We start from the raw sequence: 1,783 nt of genomic DNA, 5'->3' as shown, positions 1-1,783 counted from the left end.
TTTTCTTACTTCCCTAAGATTCCCATGTTTATTTCGTCTATTTCTTTTCTTGTTATAAAATAAGTTAAGACGTTCTAGCACATACCAATCAATCCGATTTAGCCATTTCTTTGCAATTGGTGACAGCAAATAATAATTCTTAAGACCTTGAAGTACCCTATTTAAACCCTTTATTAATTCATGGATGTCTAAATATAGTTTGTTTCTCGGTTCTGTGTAAGCCTTAATCTTTGCTCGCATTTTCTTCATTGCATTCTTTTTCGGTATGTGTGACATGACGTATAACGTGTTTCCACCTTTTATACGGATTGGAAATCTCCGATTGTGAAATCCTAGAAAGTCAAAACCATCCTTATCATCCCAGATGTTCACAAGTCTTGATTTCTCTAGACTAATTGTTAGGTCAAGTTTTCCCATTATGGCTTGGATTACTCGGATACTTTCTAATGCTTGTTGTTTAGTTTTACTTAAAATAACAAAGTCATCAGCATATCTAACAAGTTCACCTAGATGCTTAAATCTCTTCTCCCATAGCTTATCCATCACATTTAAGTAGATATTTGCTAAAAGAGGAGAGATTACTCCACCCTGCGGTGTTCCTGTGACTGAATTCCTTATATTCCCTTCTTCCATAATGCCTGCCTCTAGCCATTTACGGATTAGCTTTAAAACCCTTCTATCACTTATCCGTTGTTCTACTAATTTCATCAACTTTTCTTGATTGATGTTATCAAAGTATCCTTGGATATCGACGTCGACTACCCAAAAATTCTTCCTACTTGCTTTTCGTATCTTTGCCATGGCTTGATGGGCATTTCGTTTTGGTCGAAAACCAAACGAACAATCCTGAAAGTCTGCTTCAAATATTGGTTCAATTACCATTTTCGTTGCCATCTGTACGACTCGGTCTTTTATGGTCGGGATTCCTAACGGACGTTTCTTCCCATTATCTTTGGGAATGTAGGTTCTTAGGACTGGTTTGGAACGATATCTTTTCTCTTTTAATTCCAAATAAAGTTCATTCATAAATTTCTTTTCGCCATATTCCTCTACGATATTTTCTATCGTTTGTCCGTCTACTCCTCCGCTCCCTTTCTTTCTTTTTACACGTTGCCATGCTTCCCATAGTATATCAGGTCGGTAGATTTTATCATATAAAGCGTGAAACCTTCGTGTTGGACTTTCCTTAGCACTAAGATATAACGTCATCCAGAGTTCTTGAGCTTTTAACTTATTGGTGTAGTTAGCCATTTTCTTGGCATTCACTGACTCTTACCTCCTTCTGTACGTATGAACGAAGTAGGGTGTCCTTCCCTAAACAGTGTTTTGTTGTCACTGTCATTATCGGTACTATGACCCCTTCCGACTCCCTCTCATCCATCCACCATTTCGTATTTCACTTATAGGTTTCTGCTTTACTTTCAAAGAAAGTGATGAGGAGGGTATCCCCAGTTCCGTTAGTTACTTTCCTAGCATGTCGCTCCCCATACCCCGAGAGATTCTTCAGTGTTGCTTTCCAAGTTCTCCACACCTTCCCTGGTCTTCGCCTATCATCCCCAGGCTCGACTTCTCTTTGTCCTCTTTTGAGGGCTCTTTTGACGAGGCGGCAGGATTCACTTTATGTTACAACCTGCTAGTTTGCTCGCACTCCTACGGAGTTACTTTGTCACAGGGCTTCAACCTTAGGATTTCTCCACCAGTTGCCTATCAGCTACTGAGCGTCTTGGCACTTACTCAGGTTGGACTTTCACCAACTAGCAATTAGCGGCTTACTGGGCACGCA

Annotated in this window: 1 protein-coding gene; it reads right to left on the bottom strand. The window is 39.8% G+C overall.

Features of this window, described 5'->3' with window-relative positions:
• Positions 1 to 1,266, bottom strand: a 1,266-nt coding sequence (ltrA, locus tag BHF71_RS10120; RefSeq protein WP_069657520.1) for a group II intron reverse transcriptase/maturase, incomplete at its 3' end; no start/stop codon positions are given.
• Positions 1,267 to 1,783 lie beyond the last annotated feature (517 nt).

Origin of the sequence: Vulcanibacillus modesticaldus (assembly GCF_001730235.1) — a bacterium.
Classification (GTDB): domain Bacteria; phylum Bacillota; class Bacilli; order Tepidibacillales; family Tepidibacillaceae; genus Vulcanibacillus; species Vulcanibacillus modesticaldus.
The sequence above is the reverse complement of the archived record's forward strand: the minus strand, read 5'-3'. Positions and strand labels throughout refer to the sequence as shown.